Source organism: Geodermatophilus sp. SYSU D00814 (assembly GCF_054050055.1).
The window spans coordinates 318,264-337,689 of record NZ_JBJGYP010000001.1; the positions used below are offsets into that span (position 1 = coordinate 318,264).

Here is a 19,426-nt window from a genome sequence, read left to right on the forward strand (position 1 = left end):
TCCCCGCGCGCCGCCACCCTGCCGTGTCGGGGCCGCGCCGCTCGGTGAGGGCGGTCCTCAGCGCAGGTCGCTGCAGGTCGGCGCCCACGGCCGGCCGGGCAGGTAGCGGCTCCACTCCGCGCGGGTCAGGTCACGGCCCGCGAGGTCGCAGGCGGCCCGCAACCAGACCGCCGGGTCCAGCGGGTAGCGCGTCCCGGGACGGTCGTCGGCGACGAGCACCAGCTCCCCGGCGTTCCCGGGCAGCAGCGCGGTGTAGCCGGGGGCACCGTCGGACGACGCCGGCAGCGGGCCGCCCCGTACGACGCCGCGCCGCACGTCGAAGAGCACGGCCGTCCCGTCGTGGCCGGTGGCGACGACGGTCCGGTCGTCGGCGAGCCAGCCGAGCTGGAGGGTGGCCCCGAACGCGCGGAGGGTCGCCGGCTCGCGCGCCCGCCACGTCCGGGTGTCGACCACGTGCAGCCTCCCCGACTCCCCCGCGGCGGCCAGCCACCGGCCGTTCCCGGAGAACGCCAGCGCCCAGGGGCTGTCGTCGACGCGCAGCGGGGCCCGGTGGAGCACGGCCAGGGTCGCCGCGTCCAGCACCAGGACCTCGGTGCCGTTGGTCAGCCCCACCGCGAGCAGGCGACCGGTGCCGTCGGGCCGCAGGACCGACGGCGGGAGCTCGAGCGGCACGGAGTCGACCACCCGCCAGGTCCCGGCGTCGACGACCGCGATCTCCCCCGGCGGCTGCTCGGGTCCGGTCGGGACGAGCACCCCCGGGAGGTGGCCCCCGGCGCCCAGCAGCAGCCGGGAGCCGTCGGGTGTCCAGGCGGCGCAGCAGACGGTACCGGCGGGGTAGGGCCGGTCGTCCAGGCCCACCTCCCCGGAGGGCGGCAGCTCGACCCGCGCCACCACCGCCCGCGTGCGCGCGTCGAGCACCGTGGCGGCCAGGCCGGAGGTGACGGCGACCCACCGGCCGTCGGGGCTGACCGCCGCGGAGGCGCCGTGGAACGCGTCCGCGACGGTGTCGCCGACGGGGACCTGCCCGACCACCTCCCCGGTGCGCGGGTCCAGGAACGTCGCCGCCACCTCGACGGTCTCCTCCCCCAGGTAGGGCGGCTCCCCGTGCACCGGCGGCATCCGGCGCGTGGGGAGGACCGCGAGCCGGCCGGGCTCGACGACGGCCGGGGCGCCGGCGGGCCAGCGACCGGGGGTGCCCGGCTGCGGGGTCCCGAAGCCGCCGTCGGGCCGGACGTCCCAGACGACGATCGTGTTGTCGACCGCGGTGGTCACCAGCCGCTCGCCGGAGGCGTCGACGTCGGCGGCGAGCACGTCGCCCGCGTGCCCGGTCAGCACCTCCCGCAGCGACCACCGCCCCGTCGCCGGGTCGACGTCCCAGAGCACCACCCCGCCCTGGCCGACGGTGACCGCCCAGCTCCCGTCCGGCGCGAGGGCCACGTCGGCGACCTCCGTCCCGGGGACGGCGAGGTCCTGGACGACGGCACCCGTCCGGTCGACGAGGGTGACCGCGCCGTCGTCCCACAGCACGGCAGCGCCGGAGGACAGCGCCCGGTGCTCCACCACCGCCGCGTCGCGGGCGGGGAGCGAGACCGGCACGCTCCTGCCCGCGGCGCGGTCGACCAGCACCACCCGGGCCGGGTCCTCCCGCGACCACAGCACGTCCACCGACCGGTCGTCCGAGGTGTCCCCGCCCAGCGGGCCGGTCGCCCCGGCCAGCGTGCCGTCCAGGACCACCCCGCGGGGCTCACCGGACGGGTCGACCCGCACCAGCCGCCACGGGATCCCGCCCGCCTCCCCGGCCGGGCCGGCGACGAAGACCTCCAGCAGACGGCCGTCGGCCGCGTAGGACACCTGGACGGGATCCCCGCCCAGCTGTGCAGCACCCGGCAGCAGGTCGACGTGGCCCGCCCCGTCGACGAGCCTGATCCACGGCTCCCCCGTGGCGGTGGCGCCCCAGGTGACCACCCGGTCGTCGGTGGGCGAGGCCCCGTTCCCGAGCCAGGTGTCCCAGTCCTCCCCCGCCTCCACCCGCGCCTGCACGTCCACCAGGACCTCGGACGGCCCCGGCGAGTCGAGGTCCCACCGCAGGACCCTGCGGCCGGCGTAGACGACCAGCACCCGGCCGCCGGCCAGCCGGGTCCCGAACAGGTTGCCGGTGAACGAGGTCGCCCGCACCGCGCGCCGGCGCGCCACCAGGCCGCCGAACAGCGCGTCCTCCGCCTCCGGGGTGCCGGCGAGGCGGTACCCCTCGGCCGCGAGCAGGGCGGACACGTCCAGCGGCCCGACCGTGGCCGACAGCGCGGCCAGCCGGTTGGCGTCGGCCACCAGCGACGCCTGAGCGGCGGCCCGCGACGCCCGCTCGGCCGCCGACCGTCCGGTCACCGCCAGCCCGGCGGCGACGAGGGCGACGGCCAGCACCGCGGCCAGTCCCGCCGCCAGCCGGCGGGTGCGCCGGCGGGCGGCGACCTCCCGGTCCAGCCGCGCCCGCGCGTCGGTCAGCTCCGCGTCGGCGCGCTGCCTCGACACGTCGAGGAAGCGGCGCTCCGCGGGCGTGACGTCGGCGTCGGCCGCCCACTCCAGCGCCGCCGCCAGGCGGGCCCCCCGGTAGAGCTCCTCGTCCGGCTCGCCGCGCTCGGACCACTCCCGGGCGGCGGGCGCGAGGTGCCGGCGGACCGCCCGCCCCGCCGCGTCCTCCTCCAGCCACCGGGACAGCCGCGGCCAGGCGGTCAGCAGCGCCTCGTGGACGACGTCGAGCACCTCGCCGTCGACCGCGAGCAGCCGCCGGGCGACGAACGCGTCGACGACGGCCCGCCGGCGAGGGTCCTCCAGGCCCAGCTCCCCGACCGGCCGGGGGCGGCGCACCGGCGCGCCGCCGTCGTCGGTGTCGGCCAGCCGCAGGAGCAGGCGGCGGGCCGTCTCCCGGCCCGCGTCGTCGAGGGCCGACCAGGCGGCCTCCGCGGCCTGGGCGACCGCGCCCGCGACGCCGCCGGCCGCCAGGTAACCGGCCAGCGTCAGCCGGTCGCCGCGCCGCCGCTCCCACGTGCCGACCAGCGCGGTGGACAGCAGCGGCAGGGCGGTGGGGCGGCCGGCGACGTCGGCCACGACGGCGTCGACGAGGTCGGGCTCGCTGGTGAGACCGACGGCGGCCGCGGGGCCGTCGACGACCTCGCGCAGCTCCTCCGCCGTCATGGGCGGGACGAGCACGAGGGCGGCGCCGAGCCGCTCGGCGAGAGCGGCGTGCTCGGCCAGCCGGCCGACGGCGTCGCCGCGCAGCACCACCACGCACCGGACGACCCGTCCGTCGTCGAGCAGCGCGAGGAGCGCGTCGAGGAAGGCCGCTCGCTCGTCCGCGTCCACGCGCGGCGCCCACAGCTCCTCGAGCTGGTCGCAGACCAGCACGACCGGGCGGTCGGCGGGCGCGTCGGCCAGGCGCGCCCGCAGCACCGCGCCGGGCCGGGGTCCCGGGGTCAGGACGACCGCGGACCAGGTCCCGCTGCCGGGCAGGGCGCCCACCGCCAGCGCGGGCAGCAGGCCGGCGCGGACCAGCGAGGACTTGCCGGTGCCGCTGGCGCCCGACACGACGACCAGGGGGGCGTCGACCAGCCGGGCGACGAGGCGGGCGACCACCCGGTCGCGGCCGCGGAAGAGACCGGCGTCGGTGGCCTGGTAGGCGACCAGCCCCTTGTACGGGCAGGTGCGCGCCGGGGGCCGCCCCTGCGGGACCGCCGCGTCGCCGGGCGCGTCGAGGACCGGGTCCTGGGCCAGGACGGCCGTCTCGAGGGCCCGCAGCTGGGGCCCCGGGTCGGCGCCGAGCTCCTCGGCGAGCGCCCGGCGGGCACGCTGGAGGGTGGCCAGGGCGTCGCCCTGCCGGCCCGAGCGGTAGAGGGCGAGCACGAGCAGGCGCCACCAGTCCTCGCGCAGCGGGTCCTCCGTGACGAGGGGCTGCAGGTCACCGACGACCTCGGCCGGCCGCCCGAGGGCCAGCCTCGCCTCGGACAGCGCGGTCCGGGCGGCGGCCCGCAGCTCGGCCAGCCGCCGGCGTTCGGTCGCGGCGAACGCCGCGTCCGGCCAGTCCTCGTACGGCTCGCCCCGCCACAGGGCGAGGGCGGCGGTCAGTGCCCGCTCGGCACCGGCGGCGTCGCCGGCGGCCAGCTGCGCGCGGCCACGGGCCAGCAGCTCGCCGACGCCGAGGGCGTCGAGCTCCTCGGCGGTCACGTCCAGCGCGTAGCCGGCACCGCGGCGGACGACGTGGCCCGCGGGCGAGCCACGCGGTCGCTGCGGGTCCAGGGCGGCCCGCAGGCGCACGAGGTGGATCTGCAGCGACTTGCGGGCGCTCGGCGGCGGGTCGCCGTCCCACAGCGACTCCGCGAGCCGGTCGACGCCCACCGCACCGGGTGCCCCCGCGGCGAGCAGCGCCAGCAGCAGCCGCTCCTTGGCGCCGGGCACCGCCACCGGGGAGCCGGTGTCGCTCCGGACCTCCAGCGGTCCGAGGACCGCGATGCGCACGGCGCCGAAGCTAGCGCCGCGGGTCCCGCGTGCCCAGCGGCCCGCGCGCGGGTCGACGCAGGCCGACCGCAGGCAGGCCGGAGCCGGATCGCAGCCGGGCGGCGCTGCGCTGTCCGCGTCGCCGGGACCGGCCCGGCGCCGGAGAACCGGAGGAACCGGTCATGACCAGCCGCCGCCCGATCCGCAGCCGCGCCGTCCGTCGCCGGCGCGTCGCCGCCCTCGCCGTCCTGACCCCGCTCGTGACCGCCGGCGTGCTCGCCGCCGCCGGGCCCGCGGGCGCCGTCCCGTTCGAGGGGGACCCCGGCACCACGCACTGCGTGCGCGTGGTGCCCCGCGCCGGACTGACCGGGGAGCCGGTCGCCGACCGGTCGTGGCCGGACGTGCCCGTCGTCGCCGTCCTGGTGCCCCTGCCCGAGTGCTGATCCGTCCTCCGGCCCCGTCGCCTCCGCGCGGCGGGGCCGGGGCCCGTCCGGGGCCCCGCCCCACCGTTGCCGGGCGGCGGGCGGTGGGGCGGCCGGTCAGACGGCGGCGTACTCCGGCGCCTCGCTCGCGGGCCGGCCGAGCAGGGCGCCGGTCGGAGCCCGCTCCAGCACGGCGGTGACCGCCCGCGGGCCGTAGCGGTCGGGGTGCACGTGCACACAGCACAGGTCGCGGCTGACCACGGTGACGCCCCGGCCGTCGTCGGTGGGCACCAGCGCCTCGACCCGCGACCACGGGACGCCGTGCACGTCGCCGTCGGCGTCGCGGTGGGCGAGGCCGTCGCCGGAGACGACCAGCGCCACCCGGGCGGCGGGGTCCAGCAACCGCCGGTGCAGCGGCGGGCGGAACAGCGCGCCCCCGGGCAGCTCCGGCAGCGTGCCGCACAGCGGCCGGCGCACGACGCCGGCCGGGCCGTCCCAGGGCGCGGTGTCGGGCACGGCGAGGACGGCGGTCGGCTCCGCGCGGCGCAGCGCGGCCGTGACGTCGGCGGGGGTCACCGCCCGCCAGGCGGCCAGGGTCGCGGCGGCGGGGCGGAACGGCAGCCCGGTCGCCGCGCAGTAGGCGGCGTCGGCGAGCTCGGCGCCGGCGGCGTCCTCCTCGTCGAGCTCGGCCTCCAGCCCGGCGACGGCGTGGCCGACCTCCTCCGGCGTCGGGCCGTCGGCGCACAGCTCGGCGAAGGTGCGCCACACCAGGTCGGCCACCTCGGCGTCGTGACCCTCGCGGGCGTCGGCGACGAGCGCCACCTCGCGCCGGTCGGCGGCCAGGTCGAGGGTCAGCGAGTCCACGCGGTAGGACAGCCCGCGGCCGTGGCGGGCGCGGTCGCGCAGCCGCTCCGCCGCCACCTGCACGCCCACGGCGAGCGCGGCGTCGGCGGGGGTGTCGGTGGCCAGCAGCAGGCCGACGCCGGGGGCGTCGGTGCGGGTCCACACCGGCCCGTCCTGCGGGCGCGGCACCGGCAGCCGGCGCGGCGGTCGCGGCCCGGCCGGCAGCGGCAGTCGCAGGTCCGCCGGCAGCGGCCCGTGGCACCACAGCGCGGCGTTGCCGCGGACGAACCAGCGGGCGGCGTGGGCGCGGACGGTGTCCTCGGTCAGGTGGTGCGGCCCCGGCCCGGCCGAGACCGTCAGCCCCGGGCCGGTGAGGCCGTAGCGGGCGGCCCACAGCGCGCTGACGGTGGACGACGTCGACCCGCAGCCCTCCGCCTGCAGGACGCCGGCCTCCGCGGCCAGCCGGTCGGTGGGCAGGTCGGCCAGCGCCCGGCAGACGCCCTCGAGGAAGGCGCCGACCGCCTCGGGCCGGCCGGTGGCGAAGAAGGCGGTGCTGTCGACGTCGGTGACGGCGTTGCAGCGCAGGTGCGTGCGGGGCAGCGCGGCCATCGCCAGGTGCTCGACGAGGTGGGTGACCTCGATGGTCGCGAACGTCTCGTCGCGCAGGCCCACGCCGAAGACCAGCGCCGCGGTCGTCCGCTCCCGCCCGCCCGCGGTGAACACCGGGACGCCGTCGATGACCGTTCGCTGCACCGGCCCATGGTCGGGGGCCGCCGCCCCGCCGTCCCGGGCCGACACGCGGCCGGGGACGGCTGGGACGGGTGGGTCGGCGGGTCCGGGCGGACACCGCCGCCGCGGGCGCGGGGCGGGCCGGGGTCCTGGGTTAGCGTCGCCGGGTGAACGATCGCGCTCCCGGTCCCGACCCCTCGTTCCTCGCCCGCATCGCGGCCGACGACCTGCAGTCCGCGCTCGGTGGCCTGCACGACGTCGCCGTCGTCATGGGATCGGGGTGGGCGCCGGCGGCGGAGGCCTTCGGTACCCCGGTCGGGTCCGTCGAGATGGCCCAGCTGCCCGGGTTCGCCGCCCCCACCGCGGTCGGCCACGGCGGCGAGGTGCGCTCGGTGCGCGTCGGCTCCCGGCGGGTGCTGCTCTTCCTGGGCCGCACGCACCTCTACGAGGGCCGCGGCGTGGACCCGGTCGTGCACGGGGTGCGCACCGCGGCCGCGGCCGGCGTGCGCACCGTCGTCCTCACCAACGCCGCCGGCGGCCTGTCCCCCGACCACCGCGTCGGCCAGGCGGTGCTGATCAGCGACCACCTCAACCTCACCGCCCGCTCGCCGCTGGTGGGGGCGACCTTCGTCGACCTCACCGACCTGTACTCCGCGCGCCTGCGCGAGCTGGCCCGCTCCCTGGACCCGCAGCTGGCCGAGGGCGTGTACGCGGCCCTGCCCGGCCCGCACTACGAGACGCCGGCGGAGATCCGGATGCTGCGCACCCTGGGCGCCGACCTCGTCGGCATGTCCACCGCCCTCGAGGCCATCGCCGCCCGTGCCGCGGGGATGGAGGTGGTCGGCCTGTCGCTGGTCACCAACGCGGCGGCCGGCGTCACCGGGGAGGAGCTCGACCACCAGGAGGTGCTCGCAGCGGGCAAGGCCGCGGCGAGCCGGCTGGGCGAGTACCTGGTGGAGCTGACCGGGCGGCTGCCGTGACCGGTCCGGTCCTGCTGACCGGCGCCGCGGGGCAGATCGGGACGGTGCTGCGCGCGGGGCTGCCCGAGCGGGGCTGGGCGGTGCGCAGCCTCGACGCGGCCGAGGTGGCCGCGCCGCGGGCCGGGGAGCAGATCGTCGTCGCCGACGTGACCGACCTCGACGCGGTCACCGCCGCCGCGCGGGGGGCCGCCGCCGTCGTGCACCTGGCCGGCGTCTCCACCGAGTCCACCTGGGCCGCGGTCTCGCACGCCAACGTCGAGGGCACCTACTGCGTGCTGGAGGCCGCGCGCCGCGCGGGCGTGGGCCGAGTGGTGCTGGCCAGCAGCAACCACGCCACCGGGTTCACCGAGCGGCCGGCGTCGGGCCCGCTGCGCGAGGACGCCGCCCCGCCCCGGCCGGACACCTACTACGGCGTGACCAAGGTGGCCGGGGAGGCGCTGGGTGCGCTCTACGCCGACCGGTACGGCCTCGACGTCGTCTGCCTGCGGATCGGCACCCACGCCCCCGAGCCCCCGAGCCTGCGGGCGCTGGCCACCTGGCTCTCCCCGCGCGACGCGGTCTCCCTCGTGCACGCCGCGCTCACCGCGCCCTCCCCCGGCTTCCGCGTCGTGTGGGGCGTGTCGGCCAACACCCGCGGCTGGTGGGACCTGACCGCCGCCCGCGAGCTGGGCTACGAGCCGGCCGACGACGCCGAGGCGTTCGCCGCGGCGCTGGTGGCCGCGCACGGCGAGCCCGACCCGGCCGATCCCGTGCACCGGCGGGTGGGCGGCGAGTTCACCCTCCCGCGCTTCGACGCCGAGATCGCCGGGGCGCGGTCGTGAGCGCCGCCGAGCCGCTCCTCGACCGGGCCCGCGCCTGGGCCGCCGCCGACCCCCACCCCGGCGACCGCGGCGAGATCGAGGCGCTCGTCGCGGCCGGCGACACCGCCGAGCTCGAGCGCCGCTTCGCCGGGCCGCTGACCTTCGGCACCGCCGGGCTGCGCGGTCCGCTGCGCGCCGGGCCGGCCGGCATGAACGCCGCCGTCGTCACGCGGGCCGCCGCCGGGCTCGGCGCCTGGCTCACCGACGCCGGCTTCGGCCGCGGCGGCGTCGTCGTCGGCTTCGACGCCCGGCGCCGCTCCGACGAGTTCGCGCGGGTCACCGCCGCGGTGCTGGCAGCCGCCGGTTTCGCCGTCCAGGTGCTGCCCCGGCCGCTGCCCACCCCGGTGCTGTCCTCGGCGGTCCGGTCGCTGGGCTGCGTGGCCGGCGTCATGGTCACCGCCAGCCACAACCCGCCGCAGGACAACGGCTACAAGGTCTACCTCGCCGACGGCGCCCAGCTGGTGCCGCCGGCCGACCGCGAGATCGAGGCCGCCATCGCCGCCGTCGGCCCGGCGTGCGACGTGCCGCTGTCCGACGAGTGGACCACCCTCGGCGACGACGTCGAGACCGGCTACGTGGCCGCCGTCGTCGCGGCGCTGCAGCCCGACCGGGTGCCGGCCGCCGACCGCGCCGCGGTCACCGTGGCCTACACCGCGATGCACGGCGTGGGCGCGGCAACGACCCGGGCGGTGTTCACCGCCGCCGGGTTCACCGCGCCGGCCAGCGTGCCCGAGCAGGACGCGCCCGACCCGGCGTTCCCGACGGTCACCTTCCCCAACCCGGAGGAGCCCGGCGCGGTCGACCTGCTGCTCGCGCTGGCCGAGCGCACCGGCGCCGACGTCGCCATCGCCGAGGACCCCGACGCCGATCGCTGCTCGGTGGTCTGCGACGGCCGGCAGCTCACCGGCGACGAGGTCGGCGCGCTGCTCGGCGACTGGCTGCTGCGCCGCGGCGTGCGCGGTACCTACGCGGCCTCGCTGGTCAGCGGCTCGCTGCTGCACGCGCTGGCCCAGGCCCACGGCGTGCGGTTCGCCGAGACCCCGACCGGGTTCAAGTGGATCATCCGCGCCGGCACCGACTCGGCGCCGCTGGTGTTCGGCTACGAGGAGGCGCTGGGCTACGCGGTGACCCCCGACGTCGCCCGCGACAAGGACGGCATCTCCGCCGCCCTCGCCGTCGCGCTGCTCACCGCCGAGCTCAAGGCCACCGAGCGCACGCTCGTCGACCGGCTCGACGAGCTCGCGATCGAGCACGGGCTGTTCGCCACCGGCCAGCTGTCGGCGCGGGTCGAGGACCTCTCGCTGATCAGCGACGCCATGGCCCGGCTGCGGGCCGACCCGCCGCGGCGGCTGCTCGGCCGCGAGGTCACCGCCGCCGACCTGCTGCACGAGGACCCGCCGGTCGACGCCGTCCGGCTGCTCGGCGACGGCGTCCGGGTGGTGGTGCGGCCCAGCGGCACCGAGCCGAAGCTCAAGGCGTACCTGGAGACCGTCGTCCCGGTGCACGACGACGCCGGTGTGATCGCCGCGCGGGGCCGGGGCGAGGACGAGCTCGACCAGCTGCGCGGCGAGATGGCGCACGCGCTGGGGCTGTAGCGGTGGACGCCGGCGCGCTGGTCTTCGACGTCTTCGGCACCGTCGTCGACTGGCGCGCCGGCGTGGCCCGCGAGGCGGCCCGGCTGCTGGGGCCCGGCGTCGACGCCGCGGCCTTCGCCGACGCCTGGCGGGCGCGCTACCAGCCGTCGATGCAGCGGGTGCGCGGCGGCGAGCGGCCGTTCGTCCCGCTCGACGCGCTGCACCGCGAGTCGCTGCCCGCGGCGCTGGCGGCGGTCGGCGTCGGCGGGGTGCCCGACGACGTCGCCGACGAGCTGGTGCTCGCCTGGCACCGGCTCGACCCGTGGCCCGACGCGGTGCCCGGGCTGACCCGGCTGCGGCGGCGGTTCCTCCTCGCGCCGCTGTCCAACGGCGGGGTGCGGCTGCTGGTCGACCTGGCGCGGCGGGGCGGGCTGCCGTGGGACCTGGTGCTCGGCGCCGAGGTCGCCGGCCACTACAAGCCCGACCCGGAGGTCTACGACTCCGCGCCGCGGCTGCTCGCCCTGCCGCCGTCGCGGGTGTGCCTGGTCGCCGCGCACACCGACGACCTCGCCGCCGCGCGGGCCCGGGGGCTGGCGACGGCCTACGTGCACCGGCCCGCCGAGTTCGGCGGGGACCCCGTGCCGCCGGCCTCCGACCCGGACGCCGACCTGTCGGTCGCCTCGTTCGAGGAGCTCGCCGCGGCGCTCGGCTGCTGACCGCCGACCGTGCGGTCGTGGCCGCTCACCCCGGCGTGTCCGCGCGCGTCAGCGACCGCGAGTGCGCTCCCGGCGCGGCGGTGCCGTCCGCGGCACCCGCCACTCCAGCGTCCAGGTCTCCCCCACCGGCAGCTCCCGCCAGCGCCGTCCGGCCTCGGCCAGCACGGCCGCGGCGCCGGCCAGCCGGTCGGCCGGGAGCCCCGTGCGCTCGGCCTCGCCGGGCAGCACCTCGGCGCCGCGGGACGCGCGGGCGACCAGGTCGGCCAGCCCCTCGGCCCGCTGGATCGCCGCCGCCCGCTCCCGCTTCAGGGCCGCCGACCGCTGCGCCGCGTGCGGGGGCTGCCGGCCGCTGACGTGCCGCATGCTGGTCCAGACGACGCCGTCGGCCACGCAGCCCCAGATCCCGTCGGGCATCCGGAGCTCCGCCTCCACCAGGGCGTGCACCAGGTCGTGCGGCAGCGCGGGACCGCCGCCGGCCCCGCGCATGGCGAACACCACGCCGTCGTCGCGCTCGACCGTCGTCTCCACCGGACGCCGGTCGGCCAGCCGGGGGAAGGTCAACCGCACCTCCCCAGACTGGCCGCCGGGTCAACCGGGTTCACCAGGTCGCGAGCTGCGGCTCCCGCCGGGTCGGCCGGACGGCGCCGTCGTACCGGTTGCGGCCGGGGTCGCCGGCCAGGCAGCCCACGACGACGAACAGCACGATCGGGCCGGCGATGGGCACCAGGCCCCAGAGCAGGAACCAGCCCGACCGGCCGGTGTCGTGCAGCCGGGTGACCGCGGCGCTGATCGAGGGCGCGAACAGCAGCAGCGACACCAGCAGCGTGATCGGGCCGCCGGAGAAGCTGGCCTCGGCGCTGTAGGAGTAGTAGCCGTCGTAGCCGTAGGACCCGCTGTACCAGGCGGTCCCGAGGGCGACGTCGGCCCAGATCGCCGCGACGCTCGCCGCCCACAGCGGCAGGGCGTAGTGCAGCCAGTAGGTGCGCCGGTCGATCCGCCCGCGGCGGACGTACCAGCTGCCGGCGTCCGGCGTCCGGGTGCCGCCGTGGCCGGGGTACGAGTACTCGCTCATGTCCGTTGCTCCCTGTCCGGCCCCGGTCGAGGGGCGCTGGATGTCGTCGGGAGCGACTCTGTCGGCGGGCACTTGCCCTGCCCTTGCGGGCGACTGCAGTCCGACCTGCGACGTCAGGCCGGCACGGACTCCCGGCAGCCGGAGGCCAGGGCGCGCGAGGCCGTCTCGAGGACGCGGACCACCTCACGGCCGAACCCGACGTCGCACGGGTGGGTGCCGCCGGTGAGGGCCGCGGCGCCCAGCTCGTCGACCGCCGCCGACAGCGACTCCACCGCGCTCTCGGTGTCGGGCAGCAGCACCAGCCGGCCGGCGTCGCCGTGCACCGAGAACTCGATGCCGGTCGCCAGCGGGGCCACGGTGTGCGACAGGGTGACCGTCGAGGCCACGCCCGGGGTGGCGTGCTGCAGGACCAGGTGCACGGTGTCCCCGGCGCCCGCCCCGGCCTGCACCGACACCACCGGCCCCAGCGCCGGCACCAGCAGCGACAGCGCGTGCGGCCCGATGTCCCACAGGGCGCCGTGCTGCCGGCGCCAGGCGGAGTCGAACGGGCTCCCGGCCAGCGCGGACAGCCACGACGCCGCGCCGCCGGCCAGCCGGGTGCGGGCGGCCTGCGCCAGCCACGTGGTCGTCGCGGCCTGGAAGCGGAAGGTGAAGAACACCACCGAGGCGACCCCGGCCGCCTGCACCGCCGTCACCACCCGGTCGGCGTCGGCGGTCGACAGGCCGATCGGCTTCTCCAGCAGCAGGTGCCGCCCGGCGGCCGCGGCCTGCTCGGCGAGGGACACCTGCACGTCCGGCGGCACGGCGACGGCGACCGCGTCGACCCGCGCCAGCAGCGCGGCGAGGTCGTCGGTGCCGGGGACGTCGAACTGCGCGCCGACCTCGGCGGCCTTCGCCGCGTCGCGCCCCCAGACGCCGACGAGCTCGGCGGTGGGGTGGGCGGCGATCGCCGCGGCGTGCACGGTGCGGGCCCAGTGACCGGTGCCCAGGACCCCGAAGCGCACGGTCAGACGGCGCCGAACTGGCGGTCGCCGGCGTCGCCGAGGCCGGGGACGATGTAGGCCTTGTCGTTGAGCCCCTCGTCGACGCTGGCGGTGAACACCCGCAGCGGCAGCCCGCTGTCCTCCAGCCGCTGCAGCCCGGCCGGGGCGGCCAGCGCGCACAGCACCGTGATCTCCGTGGCGCCGCGGTCGGTGAGCAGCGTGCAGCAGGCGACCAGCGACCCGCCGGTGGCCAGCATCGGGTCGAGGACGAACACGTGCCGGCCGACCAGCGACTCCGGCAGCGAGGCCATGTAGGCCTCGGGCCGGAAGGTCACCTCGTTGCGCGCCAGGCCGACGAAGCCCATCTGCGACTCCGGCAGCATCCCGTGCGCGGTGTCGGCCATGCCCAGGCCCGCCCGCAGCACCGGCACGATCAGCGGCGGCGCGGCCAGCCGGTAGCCCGTCGTCGTGGTGACCGGGGTGGTGATCTCCTCCTCGGCCAGCTGCAGGTCGCGGGTGGCCTCGTAGACCAGCATCTGCGTCAGCTCGCGCAGCGCCGCACGGAACGCGGCGTTGTCGGTCCGCTCGTCGCGCATCCGCGACAGTCGGGCGCGGGCGAGCGGGTGGTCGACGACGGTCAGCTGCACGGGCGCCACCGTATCGGTCGGCTCCGGGGCCCCGGCCGGGAAGCGGGCACCCCCTCGGAGCGACCGCGCTCCCGGACCGGGTGGCGGGACAGGGAGAATGGCGGCATGACCCACGTGCTCGACCCCGGGACGCTGGCGGCCGGGACCCGGCCCGGCCCGGGGCCCGCGGCGCCGTTCGACGACGTGACCCGCTCGGACGCCGCCCTCCGCGCCTTCCTGCACGGCCTGCCCGGTGTCGACCAGGTGGGGGCCGAGCAGCGCGCCGCCACCCTGGGCACCCGCTCGATCAAGACCACCGCCAAGGCGTGGGCGATCGACACCGCGATCGCGATGGTCGACCTGACCACGCTCGAGGGCGCCGACACCCCCGGCAAGGTGCGCTCGCTGGCCGCCAAGGCCCGCCGTCCCGACCCCGACGACCCCTCCTGCCCGGCGGTCGCCGCCGTCTGCGTCTACGGCGACCTCGCCGGCGTCGCGCGGGAGGCGCTGGCGGGCACCGGCATCCACGTCGCCGCCGTCGCCACCGCCTTCCCCAGCGGCCGGGCCAGCCGGGCGGTCAAGCTCGCCGACGTCCGCGACGCCGTGGGCAACGGCGCCGACGAGATCGACATGGTCATCGACCGGGGCGCGTTCCTGTCCGGCCGCTACCTCGAGGTGTTCGAGGAGATCGTCGCGGTGAAGGAGGCGTGCGGGGACGCCCACCTCAAGGTCATCCTCGAGACCGGTGAGCTGGTCACCTACGACAACGCCCGCCGCGCCTCGTGGCTGGCGATGCTCGCCGGGGCGGACTTCATCAAGACCTCCACCGGCAAGATCTCCCCGGCGGCCACGCTGCCGGTCTGCCTGGTGATGCTGGAGGCGGTCCGCGACTTCCGCGCCGCCACCGGCACCCAGGTCGGCGTCAAGCCCGCGGGCGGGATCCGCACCACCAAGGACGCCGTCAAGCACCTGGTGCTGGTCAACGAGACCGTCGGTGCCGACTGGCTGTCCCCCGACTGGTTCCGCCTCGGCGCCTCCAGCCTCCTCAACGACCTGCTCCAGCAGCGGCAGAAGCTGCGCACCGGCCACTACTCCGGCCCCGACCACGTATCGGTGGACTGATGACCAGCCTGTTCGAGTACGCCCCCGCCCCCGAGTCGCGGTCGATCGTCGACGTCGCGCCGTCCTACGGCCTGTTCGTCGACGGCGAGTTCGTCGACGGCTCCGGCGAGCCGATGAAGACGGTCAACCCGGCCACCGAGGAGGTGCTCAGCGAGATCGCGGTGGGCACCGAGGCCGACGTCGACCGCGCCGTGCGGGCCGCCCGCCGCGCGTACACCCGCGTGTGGGGGCCGATGCGCCCGGCCGACCGCGGCAAGTACCTGTTCCGGATCGCCCGCATCCTGCAGGAGCGGGCCCGCGAGTTCGCGGTGCTGGAGTCGCTGGACAACGGCAAGCCGATCCGGGAGTCCCGCGACGTCGACGTCCCGCTGGCCGCGGCCCACTTCTTCTACCACGCGGGCTGGGCCGACAAGCTCGCCCACGCGGGGCTGGGCCCCGACCCGCGCCCGCACGGCGTGGCCGGCCAGGTCATCCCGTGGAACTTCCCGCTGCTGATGCTGGCGTGGAAGGTCGCCCCCGCCCTGGCCACCGGCAACACCGTCGTCCTCAAGCCGGCCGAGACCACCCCGCTGAGCGCGCTGCTGTTCGCCGAGGTGTGCCGCCAGGCCGACCTGCCGCCCGGGGTGGTCAACATCGTCACCGGCGCCGGCGAGACCGGCCGGGCCGTCGTCGAGCACGACGACGTCGACAAGGTCGCCTTCACCGGCTCCACCGAGGTGGGCCGCTCGATCGCCCGCGCCGTGGCCGGCACCCGCAAGACGCTGACCCTCGAGCTCGGCGGCAAGGCGGCCAACATCGTCTTCGACGACGCCCCCATCGACCAGGCCGTCGAGGGCATCGTGCGGGGCATCTTCTTCAACCAGGGGCACGTCTGCTGCGCCGGCTCCCGGCTGCTGGTGCAGGAGTCGGTCCACGACGAGGTCATCGCCTCGCTGCAGCGGCGGATCGGCACGCTGCGGGTGGGCGACCCGCTGGACAAGAACACCGACATCGGCGCGATCAACTCCGCCGAGCAGCTCGCGCGCATCCGGGAGCTGTCGGAGATCGGCGAGGCCGAGGGCGCGCACCGCTGGCAGCCGGCGTGCGACCTGCCCGACCGCGGCTTCTGGTTCCCGCCGACGGTGTTCACCGAGGTCTCCCCCGCCCACCGGATCGCCCGCGACGAGGTGTTCGGCCCCGTCCTGTCGGTGCTCACCTTCCGCACCCCGGACGAGGCGGTCGCCAAGGCCAACAACACCACCTACGGCCTCTCGGCCGGCATCTGGACCGAGAAGGGCTCGCGGATCCTCGCGATCGCCGACCGGCTGCGGGCCGGCGTGGTGTGGGCCAACACGTTCAACCAGTTCGACCCGACGTCGCCCTTCGGGGGCTACAAGCAGTCCGGCTACGGCCGCGAGGGCGGCCGCCACGGGCTGGCCGCGTACTTGAAGGAGAGCTCCCGGTGAGCGACCGTCTGGCGGTCCGCAAGACCTACAAGCTGTACGTGAACGGGGCCTTCCCCCGCTCGGAGTCCGGCCGCACCTACGAGGTCACCGACTCCCGGGGCGCGTTCCTCGCCAACGCCGCGTGGGCCTCCCGCAAGGACGCCCGCGACGCCGTCGTCGCCGCGCGGGCCGCGTTCGGCAGGTGGTCGCGGGCCACCGCCTACAACCGCGGCCAGGTGCTCTACCGGGTGGCCGAGGTGATGGAGGGCCGGCACGCGCAGTTCTGCGAGGAGGTCGCCGCCGGGGAGGGACTGTCCTCCGGGCGGGCGCGGGCCGTCGTCGACGCCGCCATCGACCGCTGGGTCTGGTACGCCGGGTGGACCGACAAGCTCGCCGCGGTCCTCGGCAGCGCCAACCCGGTCGCCGGGCCGTTCTTCGACTTCTCGCTGCCCGAGCCCACCGGCGTCGTCGCGGTGCTGGCCCCGCAGCGGTCCTCGCTGCTGGGCCTGGTCAGCGTGCTCGCGCCGGTCCTCGCCGGCGGCAACACCGCCGTCGTCGTGACCTCCCACCGGCGGCCGCTGCCGGCGGTGACGCTGGGCGAGGTGCTGGCCACCAGCGACCTCCCCGGCGGCGTGGTCAACCTGCTCACCGGCGACGCGGGCGAGATCGGCCCCTGGCTGGCCGAGCACGACGACGTCGACGCCGTCGACCTGACCGGCGCGCCGGCCGGCCGGGCGCTGGAGCTCGAGCGGCTGGCCGCGGGCAGCATCAAGCGGGTGCTGCGCCCGCCGGCCGAGGAGCCGGACTGGACCGCCGACCCGGGCACGTCCCGGATGACGCGGTTCCTCGAGACCAAGACGGTGTGGCACCCGATCGGGCTCTGAGGCTCCCCGGCCCGAGGGTCAGGACGCCGCGTCGTCGGTCAGCCGGTGCGTCGCCTCGAGCTGACGGGCGGCCGCACCGCGCAGCCAGCGCAGCACGGTGGCCAGCTCGTCGTCGGTGAACTCGGCGTTGAGCTCCTCCAGCCGGTGGACGAGGTCGGCGAAGACCGCGTACTGGCGCTGCAGGTGGCCCGGGTCGATCTCCACGAGGGCGCGCCGGCCGTCCGTCGGGTGCGGCACCCGGCGGGCGGCCCCCTTGCGCTCGAGCCGGTCGAGCAGCGCGGTGACCGAGACCGGCGCGAGGCCGGTCTCCCGGGCTCGACGCCGCCGCGCCCCCGGACGGGACGTCTGGTGGTTCACCAACCCGCCGAGCCGCGACGAGCCCACGCGGGACGACGTCGCCGCGGACGACCCGGAGGCGTGGCGGCAGCGCCTGTGCGACCTCTTCGCCGGCTGGCCCACCTACGACCTGCCGCGGGTGCCCACCTGGCACCGCGACGGGATGGTGCTCGTCGGGGACGCCGTGCACGCGGCCTCGCCGGCGTCCGGGCAGGGCGCGTCGATGGCCTTCGAGGACGCCGTCACGCTGGCCCGCTGCCTGCGCGACCTCCCCCGGGCCGAGGACGCGTGCGCCGCCTACGTGCGGCTGCGCCGTCGCCGGGTCGAGGCCGTGGTGCGCCGCGGCCGGCGCACGGGGAGCGCCAAGGCGCCCGGGCCGGTCGGCCGCTTCGTGCGCGACCGGGTCGTGATGCCGCTGTTCGCGCGCCACCTCGCCCGCCGCAGCACGCCGCCCGACGCCTGGCTCACCGGCCACCACGTCGACTGGGCCGAGCCCGTCGTTGCGTGAACCGGAGCCTGAACCCACGGGCGCGGGCGCGGCCGGCGCCGGGCAGGATGGGCTCCGTGGCCAGGCCCAGCATCGTCCCCATCGCGCTCATCCTCGACGACCGCACCGGCTACACCCTGTGGGCGCCTCCGTGGGAGGAGGACGGCGAGGAGTGGCAGGCCTTCCTCGGCACCTCCGAGGGGGACACCGCCACGGTGCACCTGTTCCCCACCCCGGCCGCGCTGGCCGCGTTCTGCCGCACGGCCACCGACCACGACCTCGCCGACCACCCGGTCTGGCCGGTGGTGGCGGAGCTGGGCGCGGCCGACCTGACGCCCGACGACGACCACCGCTACGACCTCGACGGCGTCTACGACATCGCCGCCGAGAACCCCGACCGGTGGGCTGTGGAGGAGCTGGCCGCCACGGTCGACATCGTCTCCCGGCTGGCCGAGTGCCTCGACACCGGCGGCGCCGACGAGGACACCCCGGCGGTGGGCTCCCGGGTCCTCGACGAGCGGACCGAGCCCGACAGCGACACCGACGACGCGGACACCGACGACGCCGACCTCGACGACGACGAGACCGAGTTCCCCGCGCTGGCCGAGCTGGTCGCGCGACCGGAGATCGGCTCGCTGGGGCTGGGCGTGGAGGCGTTCGTCGGCCGCTCGGGCGAGGACGCGTGGGGCGGCGTCGGCGGGGCGCTCGACGACCTGTGGGAGGACGTCCTCGAGGAGCTGTCGGGCCACCTGGACTGGACCGGCGCCGGCACCACCACGCTCGACGCCTACCCCTCCGCCGCCGACGACGACGACCTCGACGACGAGGACCTCGACGACGAGGACGACACCGCGGAGGACACCGGGGACGTCGGGCCGGCGGGGGCCACCGCGGTCGGCGCGGCCGGCTCGCGGAGGACCGTGGCGCCGGGCTCCGACGGCACGGGCGACCGGCCCGCGGCCGGGTCGACGGCGGCCGCGCCGGCGGAGGCGGCGACCGCGGGGGTGAGCACCATCCGCGGCGGGAGCCGGATCACCGCGACGCCGGCGGCGGTGGCCGCGGCGGCGGAGTTCTGGGAGGCCGTCGGGATCCTGCCGGTGGAGCTGGTGGTCCCCGACGGCGCCGGGGTGACGCTGCGCTGCTACGTGGAGGACGTCGCCCGCTTCCTCGGCCGCGACGGCGAGATCTGGCTGTTCGACACCCCCGCCGACCTCGCCCGGTTCGTCGCCGGCGACGAGGAGCACGACCTCACCGAGATCGCGTCGTGGCCCGAGGTCGCCGACACCGACACGCTGCCCCTGCCCGCCGAGCAGGACCGCTACGACCTGACCGAGCTCGCCGAGGTCCTCGCCGAGGTGTCCGGCGGCGCGGCCGGACTGGTCGACCACGGCGTCCTCGCCCAGCCGGTGGAGGGGGTCCGCGACGTCGCCGAGTACGCCGGCCTGTCCCGCGTCGAGGAGCTGCTCGCGCCGTCCGCGCCGCTGGGCCGTGCCGTCGCGATCGGCGAGCGGGAGCCGGGCACGCCGCTGCGCGCGGAGGACGCCGGACCGCTGCGCACCGCGTGGGACGAGGTCGTCACCCAGGTCAGCAGCGCTCTCGTCTTCCGGGACTGACGGCCGGGTCCGGAGCCCGCGGGCGGCGGCACCTCGTCCTGCGCGCAGTCGTGCTCTGCCCCGCTCCTGGGGGCAGAGCACGAGCCTCCGCGGGACCACCCGGGGGCCCCTGCCTTCGTGCTCTGCCCCCGCACCGGGGGCAGAGCACGAGTGTCCGCAGGACCACCTCCACCGCGGGCTCGGGGGGGGGGGCCCCCCCCTCGGGGCGGGCCGGGGGGGGGCGGGCCGGGCCGGGGGGGGGCGCGGGGGGGGGGGGGGGGGGGGGGGGGG

General features: G+C 77.8%; 17 protein-coding genes. 10 read left to right on the forward strand and 7 right to left on the reverse strand.

Annotated features, from left to right (window positions below; all coding sequences use genetic code 11):
* Nucleotides 1–57: 57 nt before the first annotated feature.
* Nucleotides 58–4,506: an nSTAND1 domain-containing NTPase gene (locus ACI780_RS01460; RefSeq protein WP_457000495.1), complete on the reverse strand. Its 4,449-nt coding sequence runs from the start codon at nucleotides 4,504–4,506 to the stop codon at nucleotides 58–60.
* Nucleotides 4,507–4,667: 161 nt separating this feature from the next.
* On the opposite strand from ACI780_RS01460, the gene ACI780_RS01465 reads away from it, so the two are divergent.
* Entirely contained in the window at nucleotides 4,668–4,928 is a 261-nt protein-coding gene (locus tag ACI780_RS01465; protein ID WP_457000496.1) for a hypothetical protein, read from the forward strand.
* Nucleotides 4,929–5,024: 96 nt separating this feature from the next.
* On the opposite strand, the gene ACI780_RS01470 is transcribed toward ACI780_RS01465, so the two are convergent.
* Nucleotides 5,025–6,503: a hypothetical protein gene (locus tag ACI780_RS01470; RefSeq protein ID WP_457000497.1), complete on the reverse strand. Its 1,479-nt coding sequence runs from the start codon at nucleotides 6,501–6,503 to the stop codon at nucleotides 5,025–5,027.
* 143 nt (nucleotides 6,504–6,646) lie between these two features.
* On the opposite strand from ACI780_RS01470, the gene ACI780_RS01475 reads away from it, so the two are divergent.
* Genes ACI780_RS01475 through ACI780_RS01490 form a run of 4 tightly spaced genes read left to right on the forward strand, consistent with a single transcriptional unit; the run spans nucleotide 6,647 to nucleotide 10,609 of the window.
* Nucleotides 6,647–7,459 carry a purine-nucleoside phosphorylase gene (locus tag ACI780_RS01475; RefSeq protein WP_457000498.1) on the forward strand — a complete coding sequence of 271 codons (813 nt, stop codon included), beginning with the start codon at nucleotides 6,647–6,649 and terminating at the stop codon, nucleotides 7,457–7,459.
* A complete protein-coding gene (locus ACI780_RS01480) occupies nucleotides 7,456–8,280 on the forward strand; it encodes an NAD-dependent epimerase/dehydratase family protein (protein WP_456871053.1) in 825 nt (274 codons plus the stop codon). Before ACI780_RS01475 ends, ACI780_RS01480 begins: the two co-directional genes overlap by 4 nt.
* Complete coding sequence (locus tag ACI780_RS01485; RefSeq protein WP_457000499.1) at nucleotides 8,277–9,914, forward strand: phospho-sugar mutase; 1,638 nt, start codon at nucleotides 8,277–8,279, stop codon at nucleotides 9,912–9,914. Before ACI780_RS01480 ends, ACI780_RS01485 begins: the two co-directional genes overlap by 4 nt.
* 2 nt (nucleotides 9,915–9,916) lie before the next feature.
* On the forward strand, nucleotides 9,917–10,609 hold the full coding sequence (locus ACI780_RS01490; RefSeq protein ID WP_456871055.1) for a haloacid dehalogenase type II: 693 nt from the start codon (nucleotides 9,917–9,919) through the stop codon (nucleotides 10,607–10,609).
* A 48-nt stretch (nucleotides 10,610–10,657) separates the two neighbouring features.
* Here ACI780_RS01490 and ACI780_RS01495 read toward each other — a convergent pair whose 3' ends face one another.
* The 4 genes from ACI780_RS01495 to upp form a co-directional block, all read right to left on the reverse strand.
* Entirely contained in the window at nucleotides 10,658–11,170 is a 513-nt protein-coding gene (locus tag ACI780_RS01495; protein ID WP_457000500.1) for a hypothetical protein, read from the reverse strand.
* 37 nt (nucleotides 11,171–11,207) lie between these two features.
* Nucleotides 11,208–11,681 (reverse strand): DUF805 domain-containing protein, encoded by a 474-nt coding sequence (locus ACI780_RS01500; protein ID WP_456871057.1) that lies wholly within the window; start codon nucleotides 11,679–11,681, stop codon nucleotides 11,208–11,210.
* Between the two features lie 113 nt (nucleotides 11,682–11,794).
* Nucleotides 11,795–12,685, reverse strand: coding sequence for a Gfo/Idh/MocA family protein (locus ACI780_RS01505; protein WP_456871058.1), 891 nt, complete (start codon nucleotides 12,683–12,685; stop codon nucleotides 11,795–11,797).
* Between the two features lie 2 nt (nucleotides 12,686–12,687).
* Nucleotides 12,688–13,311 (reverse strand): uracil phosphoribosyltransferase, encoded by a 624-nt coding sequence (gene upp / locus ACI780_RS01510; RefSeq protein WP_456871059.1) that lies wholly within the window; start codon nucleotides 13,309–13,311, stop codon nucleotides 12,688–12,690.
* Nucleotides 13,312–13,416: 105 nt separating this feature from the next.
* Here upp and deoC point away from each other — a divergent pair, with 105 nt between their 5' ends.
* From deoC to ACI780_RS01525, 3 genes are read left to right on the forward strand one after another with little or no spacing between them, the layout of a single operon-like run.
* Complete coding sequence (gene deoC / locus ACI780_RS01515) at nucleotides 13,417–14,412, forward strand: deoxyribose-phosphate aldolase (RefSeq protein ID WP_456871060.1); 996 nt, start codon at nucleotides 13,417–13,419, stop codon at nucleotides 14,410–14,412.
* On the forward strand, nucleotides 14,412–15,857 hold the full coding sequence (locus ACI780_RS01520) for an aldehyde dehydrogenase family protein (protein WP_457000501.1): 1,446 nt from the start codon (nucleotides 14,412–14,414) through the stop codon (nucleotides 15,855–15,857). Before deoC ends, ACI780_RS01520 begins: the two co-directional genes overlap by 1 nt.
* Entirely contained in the window at nucleotides 15,854–16,720 is an 867-nt protein-coding gene (locus tag ACI780_RS01525; protein ID WP_456871062.1) for an aldehyde dehydrogenase family protein, read from the forward strand. Before ACI780_RS01520 ends, ACI780_RS01525 begins: the two co-directional genes overlap by 4 nt.
* 18 nt (nucleotides 16,721–16,738) lie before the next feature.
* Here ACI780_RS01525 and ACI780_RS01530 read toward each other — a convergent pair whose 3' ends face one another.
* Nucleotides 16,739–16,957: a hypothetical protein gene (locus ACI780_RS01530; RefSeq protein ID WP_457000502.1), complete on the reverse strand. Its 219-nt coding sequence runs from the start codon at nucleotides 16,955–16,957 to the stop codon at nucleotides 16,739–16,741.
* A gap of 43 nt (nucleotides 16,958–17,000) precedes the next feature.
* On the opposite strand from ACI780_RS01530, the gene ACI780_RS01535 reads away from it, so the two are divergent.
* On the forward strand, nucleotides 17,001–17,564 hold the full coding sequence (locus ACI780_RS01535) for an FAD-dependent oxidoreductase (RefSeq protein ID WP_457000503.1): 564 nt from the start codon (nucleotides 17,001–17,003) through the stop codon (nucleotides 17,562–17,564).
* 47 nt (nucleotides 17,565–17,611) lie between these two features.
* Nucleotides 17,612–19,156, forward strand: coding sequence for a hypothetical protein (locus ACI780_RS01540; RefSeq protein ID WP_457000507.1), 1,545 nt, complete (start codon nucleotides 17,612–17,614; stop codon nucleotides 19,154–19,156).
* Nucleotides 19,157–19,426 lie beyond the last annotated feature (270 nt).